General features: G+C 40.8%; 9 protein-coding genes, 1 pseudogene and 1 riboswitch. Of the genes and pseudogenes, 5 read left to right on the top strand and 5 right to left on the bottom strand.

What is annotated here, in order from left to right; genetic code table 11:
- Positions 1-568: 568 nt before the first annotated feature.
- The 3 genes and pseudogenes from ACFVSH_RS20800 to ACFVSH_RS20790 form a co-directional block, all read right to left on the bottom strand.
- Entirely contained in the window at positions 569-1,054 is a 486-nt protein-coding gene (locus tag ACFVSH_RS20800) for an SRPBCC family protein (protein ID WP_387600911.1), read from the bottom strand.
- Positions 1,055-1,069: 15 nt separating this feature from the next.
- Positions 1,070-1,423: pseudogene (locus tag ACFVSH_RS20795) on the bottom strand (GNAT family N-acetyltransferase); the annotation flags it as partial.
- Between the two features lie 107 nt (positions 1,424-1,530).
- Positions 1,531-2,049 (bottom strand): YfiT family bacillithiol transferase, encoded by a 519-nt coding sequence (locus ACFVSH_RS20790; RefSeq protein WP_387707607.1) that lies wholly within the window; start codon positions 2,047-2,049, stop codon positions 1,531-1,533.
- A gap of 238 nt (positions 2,050-2,287) precedes the next feature.
- On the opposite strand from ACFVSH_RS20790, the gene ACFVSH_RS20785 reads away from it, so the two are divergent.
- On the top strand, positions 2,288-3,382 hold the full coding sequence (locus ACFVSH_RS20785; protein ID WP_387707605.1) for a GerAB/ArcD/ProY family transporter: 1,095 nt from the start codon (positions 2,288-2,290) through the stop codon (positions 3,380-3,382).
- 77 nt (positions 3,383-3,459) lie between these two features.
- Here ACFVSH_RS20785 and ACFVSH_RS20780 read toward each other — a convergent pair whose 3' ends face one another.
- Positions 3,460-3,594 carry a hypothetical protein gene (locus ACFVSH_RS20780; RefSeq protein ID WP_387707603.1) on the bottom strand — a complete coding sequence of 45 codons (135 nt, stop codon included), beginning with the start codon at positions 3,592-3,594 and terminating at the stop codon, positions 3,460-3,462.
- Between the two features lie 171 nt (positions 3,595-3,765).
- Between ACFVSH_RS20780 and ACFVSH_RS20775 the strand changes: the two genes are divergently transcribed.
- Positions 3,766-4,203 carry a GNAT family N-acetyltransferase gene (locus ACFVSH_RS20775; RefSeq protein WP_387707601.1) on the top strand — a complete coding sequence of 146 codons (438 nt, stop codon included), beginning with the start codon at positions 3,766-3,768 and terminating at the stop codon, positions 4,201-4,203.
- A 60-nt stretch (positions 4,204-4,263) separates the two neighbouring features.
- Here the strand turns inward: ACFVSH_RS20775 and ACFVSH_RS20770 are convergent, their stop codons facing one another.
- A complete protein-coding gene (locus ACFVSH_RS20770; RefSeq protein ID WP_053536026.1) occupies positions 4,264-4,548 on the bottom strand; it encodes a transition state genes transcriptional regulator AbrB in 285 nt (94 codons plus the stop codon).
- Between the two features lie 503 nt (positions 4,549-5,051).
- On the opposite strand from ACFVSH_RS20770, the gene ACFVSH_RS20765 reads away from it, so the two are divergent.
- From ACFVSH_RS20765 to ACFVSH_RS20755, 3 genes are all read left to right on the top strand, one after another.
- Positions 5,052-6,023, top strand: a complete 972-nt coding sequence (locus ACFVSH_RS20765; protein WP_387707600.1) for a DMT family transporter — start codon at positions 5,052-5,054, stop codon at positions 6,021-6,023.
- A 143-nt stretch (positions 6,024-6,166) separates the two neighbouring features.
- Positions 6,167-6,266, top strand: a riboswitch (guanidine-I (ykkC/yxkD leader).
- Between the two features lie 72 nt (positions 6,267-6,338).
- Positions 6,339-6,680, top strand: coding sequence for a DMT family transporter (locus ACFVSH_RS20760; protein WP_063232562.1), 342 nt, complete (start codon positions 6,339-6,341; stop codon positions 6,678-6,680).
- Positions 6,680-6,994 carry a DMT family transporter gene (locus ACFVSH_RS20755; RefSeq protein WP_387707598.1) on the top strand — a complete coding sequence of 105 codons (315 nt, stop codon included), beginning with the start codon at positions 6,680-6,682 and terminating at the stop codon, positions 6,992-6,994. Before ACFVSH_RS20760 ends, ACFVSH_RS20755 begins: the two co-directional genes overlap by 1 nt.
- Positions 6,995-7,232: the final 238 nt, after the last annotated feature.

Below are 7,232 nucleotides of genomic sequence, written 5' to 3'. Positions count from 1 at the left end.
CTTCCACTCCAATCAACCTTAAATAGTCCCGTTTTAAAAACAACACAACAATCTTAACAAAAAGAGCCTTATTTTAAGATTTGATAGAACACGATTCCCCCTTACATACTGTAGACCGAATATGACGGCCTCAGTTTTTAGATAATTCGAACCCCAGTTGATTTCAGAAATCCATTGGGGGTTTCAGTAAAAAACTTTAAGGATAATCTAATATGGCCTGACTGCCTAGAAAAAGTGTGATATTCTTTTTCCAATTGTCCTTTACTTGTTTAATGATTTCATCTCTCAAACACCTTATTCTATTTCAATATTTTTTCTTAATGCCCTAAAAAAACACAGGCTATCTGCCTGTGTTTAGCGTAAATGGATCAGAACCTATCTAAAAGTATAGGGTATTACCTCCCACTGGTCTTCGGGTTGGTCAATATAATGGAGAACCAACCCTCTGACCTCCTTGGATAGGTAATGTATTTCCCTTCTATTTTAAAGTCAACTGGATGGCAAAACCCATTCCAAAAAGTTACAGTCATAACATCACTTCGGTTTTATTTATTCACCTGCATTCCATTCATCCATCAAGTCGTTCGACGGCGGCCGTATATTCCTTATGCCATTTTTCCCATTCGTCCATAGGGAAGTCCTGATGATGACCATCCAGTAAATCACTCAACATTTCGAGGCAAACATGCCAGCCTGCCAAATCCTTTGATGTATGATCATTAACCGGCGTGATGGATTCTTTCAATACCAATGAGCATCCATCCTTTTCAGGGGATACCTCGAAACGAACCCAGCCGTCACCCCAATCAAAATCTAAAACGGCAGATTCCCGAAAATCCCTAATTTTCATATCAAAAGATTCCCCTGACCCATCATTGAAATTGAATTTGATGGTCCCGCCTTTTCGAAGATCCTTCACTTCCAGGTTGGACATCCACTTTTCCACCTTATCATTCTCCGTTAAAGCACTCCATACCTTTTCCACCGAATGATTGAGCAGGCGATCGAATCTTGCAATAATCCCCTTACCCTGTTTTTCGATTACAGCTTGCATATAATTCCCCCCCATTCAATTCGTTTTTTTATAATAAAAAATGGTTGGATGGCATTTATCATTTGCAGATTTCGCATAATCAGGGATCCTGCCTGCCTGAATATATCCCAATGAAGTATACAGGGCGTTAGAAGGATCTCCCTCCCTTGTATCCAGGAGCAATAATGTCCGTCCCTCCTGCTTGGCCTTCTTCTCAGCCTCCAGCATAAGTGAACGTCCTATTCCATTTCGCCTATAACCAGTATGTGTCATTAATTTTGCGATTTCCGCACGGTGGCCGCCGTTTTGCTTTGAACATACATGTAACTGTACGCTCCCGACAATCTCACCCTGTATTTTAGCGACAAACAGAATCACATCCGGATTTAAGAACCGAAAGTTCATTAAGGTGGTCGCGGAGTGATGTTAATTGTTCGATTTTCAACTCAGCATTCACAGTAACCACAACCTTTCAGGCGAAACGATCATGATCATATTCACCATCCCTGGCGCTTTGATAAAGAAGTAATATGGGCCAGATGATGGCGTCCGTGCCAAGCATAAATGCCTATATTTTCACCGACCGTCACCTCTCCTGAATCAGGATGGATGAATGTTCGGCCCATGTCGTCTGCATGAAGACCCGATAAAAGGTTGCACATCCGGATATGTATACTTTCGATTAGTGTTAGAGAAACTTCAATCGGCAAATCATAATCAGGCAGTTCTGCCCATTCCGCCTCTTCGTACGGTTTAATGACCGGACGTTCTTCCGTAAGGGCCCATTTGAAGCGAATATACGCATTCATATGACTATCGGCAACATGATGCACCACCTGGCGGACCGTCCATCCTCCAGGCCGATAAGCTGTATCAAGCCTTTCATCATCCATGTTACCTACCGCTTCCCGCAGCATCCGAGGCAAAGCTTCAATCTCGTTGATCCACCCCTCGGCCACATCACTAGTAATTTCCCCGTCAAACTGAAACGTTCCAACCGGGTATCTTAAATCCATCTTCCTTCCCCCTTGATGTTCAATATAAATAGCATCCAGTATATATTCTATATTCTTTATTTATTGAGACAAATCCTTTTTACCGGCCATTCTTTGTTTTGCAAGCCTGTTCATGCTTCCATTCCCGCAGGAGTATTAATCCACCCATTATCCCGTATCCACATTTAGCAACCATAACAAAGGAATGGCATTTGCATCATCCCAAACTTTAAACAATGGAAATGGGGATAGGATCATCTTGAAGAAAATCAGTTCGATACAAACTCTTAGCATCTTCTTTTTATCAATCGGCCTTCTTAATCATGTTATTTTGATCCCTTTCCTTCTATCCACCGGCGGAAGGGATTCTTGGTTTTTTTCTCTCCTTATTATTGGATTGATACCGGTTTGGGTCTATATATTATCGAGGATAATCAAGAATATGAATAATCGGTCCCTGACAAATTGGCTTGATAATAGATTTGGGAAACCTATTAAAAACATCGTTTTATTCTTTATCGTGATTTATCTGATCAGTCTTGTATTGGCAACAACCAAGGAAACGATTGATTGGATCACGACAACCTTTCTTTTTGAAACCCCAAGTTTAGCGATTATCATTCCGTTTACGCTGCTATGCATCTTTCTTGCCCACTCAGGTATGCACTCCATCGCCATTTGTTCTTCTGTATTATTGCCAATAGTCATCATACTTGGCATTTTCGTTGCGACCGGAAATATACAGACAAAAGATTATAGCCACCTCCTTCCCCTTTTCGAGAATGGCTATTTTCATGGTGTTAAGTCCTTGCAGTATTCTGGTTATGGTCTTGCCGAACTGATTTTAATCGCTTTTTTCCAGGAAAAGCTTACGGATAAGACCAGTTGGAAGGTATTGGTTTTCACATGTCTCGGTTTATTGTTTCTACTGATGGGCCCATTAACAGCAGCACTCGCCGAATTCAGCCCGACCTTAGCCGAAGCCATGAGGTACCCTGCCTATGAACAGTGGCGCCTGCTGACTATTGGAAAATATATTGAACATACAGATTTCTTTTCCATTTATCAATGGCTTGCTGGTGCCTATATCCGTGTTTCACTGGGATTATTCTTAATAACGGAAATCTTTAATAGGAAAACGGAAAAAATGAAGGTCGGAATTCTTTTCGCTGTCGGCTTTCTCATGGTTGTTATCTCCATCGTACCATTCAGTAATTTCGAAGAGACAAAATATTGGCAAAAGAATCATATAATTGAGCCGAAGGATTTCTTAGATAAGCATTCACTACATGATATAAACGTTAAGGTCCACATCCTTAATACAGGCGGTTTAGAAGCTAAACCACTCGAATAATGAAGGAAAGAGGAGTTGGTTTGTGATTTTTAGTGCACAATGAAATTTGATAATGTTACATTTACGAGTAAATCGGCTTAATTCACGAGTATCTGATCTAAACTCACGAGTAAATCGACCAATCTCACGAGTATTTGCTCTAATTTCACGAGTAAATCGACCAATCTCACGAGTATTTGCTCTAATTTCACGAATAAACGCTTATCATCCATGAGTTTACTGCTCAACTTTGGTATATTGCCCGCTTCATGATGAAATGAAATCAGGATGGTGCCTTTTTGGGCTCCATCCTGATTTTTGGCGCCGGAAAATGTGGCTTTGAATTTGGCGGGAAGCATGATTAAATGATAAATTTAGAGTATTCTAACAATTGGAGGTCCATTATGAGCATACAGAAGGCTACATTGCATGAGCTGGAATCACTGACCGAACTTTTTGATTTATACAGAGTGTTTTATGAGCAAGCATCCGATCCTGGTCGGGCAAGGGAGTTTTTAAGGGAAAGGCTGACGAATGGGGAGTCTGTGATTTTTATGTCCTATGATGAAGGAAATCCTATTGGTTTTGTACAATTATATCCTTCTTTTTCATCTGTGAGTATGATGCGGTCATGGGTATTGAATGATTTATTCGTGAAGGAGTCCGCCCGCAAAAAGGGTTTTGGCGAGGAGTTGTTGAACGCGGCCATCACTTTTGCACGCGAAGCAGGTGCCAAAGGGGTTTCACTGGAGACAGGCAAGGATAATGTAAACGCACAAAGACTTTATGAAAAAACTGGTTTCGTCCGTGAAACGAACCATTTTTATTATTTCACCATTTAATATAAAAAAGTGTAGGGAAAACCTTCCCTACACTTGGATGCTATATATCCAGTATATTAATTATTTAGCAGTTTCCATGCTGGCTTGAATTTCTTTAATAAGAAGTTCGGCACCTTCAGGACTAAGTATTAATTTACCATCAGCAAGTTTCATATTGTCATCGGAAACCTCACCTGTAACCTGGCAAGTCATGTTTGGTTTATATTTTTGAAGGATGATGCGCTCTTGTTCTACATAAATCTCCAGAGCGTCTTTCTCATTAATTCCTAATGTTCGGCGCAGTTCAATTGGAATGACTACCCGTCCTAATTCGTCAACTTTACGTACAATACCTGTAGATTTCATTTAATTTACCCCACTAACTTTCTTGCGAATGTTGCATTTAATATTTCGTCACCATTCGACATTATTTGCACTTTTATAAAGATACCACTCCCTACCATATTCGTCAATTCTCGTATCTTCATATATTATCTGCCTCTATATGATTTTTATATAAAATATTAGTAATCCCTTCATGATCCGCGTCATAACAACGTTTCTCGCTTGTTCAGATGGTACATTTTGTTAATTTAAATATTAAAATGGAAACGTCTTCATTTAACTCCAAAAGCCATTTCTTTCGTTCCGTGTCGAATCATGGAGAAGGAATTTCACTAGTTTCAAAGAATCCTGTTGATTTTCTATTGCTTTTGAAGGACAATTTAACTTGATCGCTTATAATATTCCGAAAATTCACATTCCACTTTTGACGCAGTGGATATTTCTTGAAAGTCGTTTAGAAAGACGAAACGATTGCCATGCTTCCAGAGTCTTTCTGACTCATAAAACAGATTGAGGTGAGTCAATTGCGTCCGATTATATTAGGTATTTGTTCCGCTTTCTTTTTTGCATTTACGTTTGTTTTAAATCAGGCAATGGAGTTATCTGGCGGAAGTTGGATATGGAGTGCTTCGCTGCGTTATATCTTTATGGTGCCTTTTCTGTTATGCATCGTGTTAAGCAGAAAAAATCTGCTTCCGCTTTTACGAGTGATGAGAGAAAAGCCGGGTCCTTGGCTGCTATGGAGTTTTGTCGGTTTTGGGTTATTTTATGCTCCCTTATGCTTTGCATCCGCCTACTCACCAGGCTGGCTAATTGCCGGCACTTGGCAAATCACGATCATTTCGGGTGCATTACTTGCGCCTCTGTTTTTTGAGAATGTCCAAACGAAAGATGGGCTCGAAAGGCAAAGAGGAAAGGTTTCTGTGAAAGGCCTCCTCATGTCCATGATCATCCTGCTTGGAATCATCCTGATGCAGCTGGAACATACCAAGCACATTTCAATGGCCAATCTTTGGCTGGGAGTGATTCCGATCGTCATCGCCTCGTTTGCATACCCTTTGGGAAATCGCAAAATGATGGAAGTATCCGAAGGACGCCTGGATGCCTATCAGCGGGTATTGGGAATGACTTTGGCGAGTCTGCCATTCTGGTTTCTGCTTTCATTGTACGGTTTCTTTACAGTAGGGGCACCGACGAAGATGCAAAGTTTCCAATCCCTATTGGTGGCCCTATTTTCTGGAGTCATCGCCACAGTCCTTTTTTTCAAGGCGACCGATTTGGTAAGCGGAAATATTCAGAAATTAGCTTCCGTAGAAGCTACACAATCGATGGAGGTCCTTTTTGCACTGGCTGGCGAATTACTATTCCTATCTTTACCGATTCCTTCTCCGTTATCGTGGTTCGGCATCTTTATCGTCATCATAGGAATGATCCTGCATAGCTATGTATCACATAAAAAAGAAGGTGCATCACGGAAACGGATAGTGAGTGCCTAAATAGCAAGTCAAAAAAAGCCCCGAACCTTATCGGGGCTTTTTCAACTTTTTATTGCGCAAAAAGCTCACCATCCATTTTTTTCATTAAACTTTAACCTTGAGTTAGTTCAAGAAGTATGTATAATGAAAGGTAATTGCATATGTCAAAGGTTTTCTAGGGTTCCGCAGTGCGTCTAGTGCTGGTCTGGTCCGAGAGAAAACTCACAGCATGCTGTGCCACGGAAGGATAAAAGCCTGGGAGAAACTGTTTAACGGTTATCTCTTGGGCTTTTTTTGTTTTTTTGGTAAAGAATAAAAACGGAGGTGCGGTATTTCATGAGCACAAACTGGATTAAAGTATTCATTGCAGCTTTTTTTGAAGTATTTTGGGTGATTGGCTTAAAACATGCGGATGACTTTTGGACTTGGTCTGGAACGGTCATTTCGATCATCATCAGTTTTTATTTGATGATAATGGCTGGCAGGAAGCTTCCTGTCGGAACGGTATATGCCGTTTTTGTCGGTATGGGGACGGCCGGGACCGTTTTTTCCGAAATCATTTTCTTTGGGGAATCCTTCAAGCTGAGCAAAACGCTATTGATCCTCCTCTTGTTATCAGGAGTGATCGGCTTGAAATTAGTGACTGATGATAAAGCTGAGAAAGGGGATGAATCTTAATGGCTTGGGTCTTTTTAATCTTAGCGGGGCTATTTGAAATGTTTGGGGTTGCGATGATAAATAAATTGCACAAAGACCGTAATTGGCAATCCTTGCTGCTGTTATTCATCGGATTCGGAGCAAGTTTCCTATTTCTTGCTTTTGCCATGAAAACCTTGCCGATGGGGACGGCTTATGCTATCTGGACAGGGATTGGCGCATCGGGCGGAGCGATAATCGGGATGCTCCTCTACGGGGAATCCAAAGATTGGCGAAGGGTCATTTTTATAGCCATGGTCCTTGGCGCAGCAGTGGGATTAAAACTTGTTTCATAGGAATGAGTAATGGTCGTTTTTCGTGGAAACTCTGAAGAAAAAAAAGGAATAGGTCATCACAATTCTTTATAAAAGATTTAGAAAATCAGAGACGGCACATATATGTTCATTATGTGCCGTCTTTTTCACGCGAAGGCCTAATTTCTTTTTATATGGCTCTTTTCGGAAAGATTGTTGTTTTTAAAAACGAAACGATTTAAGGTTGATTGGAACGCAAGTGCGAGACTCCTGCGGGAGC

This window comes from Peribacillus sp. NPDC058002, assembly GCF_042886655.1.
GTDB classification, from domain to species: Bacteria; Bacillota; Bacilli; order Bacillales; family DSM-1321; genus Peribacillus; species Peribacillus aracenensis.
The sequence above is the reverse complement of the archived record's forward strand: the minus strand, read 5'-3'. Positions and strand labels throughout refer to the sequence as shown.

What these genes read in the sequence shown, in the direction of transcription:
- ACFVSH_RS20775 (WP_387707601.1), top strand. Translation starts at nt 3,766, where the DNA reads ATGAGCATACAGAAGGCTACATTGCATGAGCTGGAATCACTGACCGAA.
- ACFVSH_RS20770 (WP_053536026.1), bottom strand. Translation starts at nt 4,548, where the DNA reads ATGAAATCTACAGGTATTGTACGTAAAGTTGACGAATTAGGACGGGTA.
- ACFVSH_RS20755 (WP_387707598.1), top strand. Translation starts at nt 6,680, where the DNA reads ATGGCTTGGGTCTTTTTAATCTTAGCGGGGCTATTTGAAATGTTTGGG.
- ACFVSH_RS20790 (WP_387707607.1), bottom strand. Translation starts at nt 2,049, where the DNA reads ATGGATTTAAGATACCCGGTTGGAACGTTTCAGTTTGACGGGGAAATT.
- ACFVSH_RS20780 (WP_387707603.1), bottom strand. Translation starts at nt 3,594, where the DNA reads ATGGATGATAAGCGTTTATTCGTGAAATTAGAGCAAATACTCGTGAGA.
- ACFVSH_RS20800 (WP_387600911.1), bottom strand. Translation starts at nt 1,054, where the DNA reads ATGCAAGCTGTAATCGAAAAACAGGGTAAGGGGATTATTGCAAGATTC.
- ACFVSH_RS20760 (WP_063232562.1), top strand. Translation starts at nt 6,339, where the DNA reads ATGAGCACAAACTGGATTAAAGTATTCATTGCAGCTTTTTTTGAAGTA.